Raw genomic sequence first — 563 nt, forward strand, 5'->3', positions numbered from 1 at the left:
TGTCCAAATAAGTACAGCCTGATGATTATCATAGCAAGTATTTACTCCAAGAAAATTAGCCATTCCATAACTTCTATTGATGTTCATTTCTTTAATTAATTGATTTCCTAAGTCACGAGCTTGCTGGCTGATCAATAACTCATTTGGTAACACGGCGGTCATCTCCACAAAATAATCTAATGCAGGTTCAATCCTTATATTTAAAAAGTTATAATTTAGTTGAAATGGATAAAATATACTTTCTATAAGTTGTAATAACCTGCTGTAGGTTAATTTTAGCAAAGTATTACTCAGTCAACAACTTCAAATAACCCACAGCAAGTTATTTTTTGTAAATTAATTTAAATATGATTACTTGTAAGTTATCTAGCCTCATGGGCGATAGAAAAATTTTAAAATTAAGTGAAGTGGTGCATGCAACAGGTATCAATCGCAACACGCTCACAAGTATGTATTATGACCGTGCTGTACGTATTGAATTACCAGTCGCCGATAAGTTGTGTAAGTACTTTAACTGTACGATGAATGATTTGTTTGAGTTTAAGGAAGAAGTTGAAGAAAAA

Annotated in this window: 1 protein-coding gene; it reads left to right on the top strand. The window is 32.0% G+C overall.

Features of this window, described 5'->3' with window-relative positions:
• Positions 1 to 347 precede the first annotated feature (347 nt).
• The coding region (locus D7V20_RS19465) for a helix-turn-helix domain-containing protein (RefSeq protein WP_147395827.1) at positions 348 to 563 on the top strand (216 nt) is incomplete at its 3' end.

The organism is Acinetobacter rongchengensis (assembly GCF_003611475.1).
Classification (GTDB): domain Bacteria; phylum Pseudomonadota; class Gammaproteobacteria; order Pseudomonadales; family Moraxellaceae; genus Acinetobacter; species Acinetobacter rongchengensis.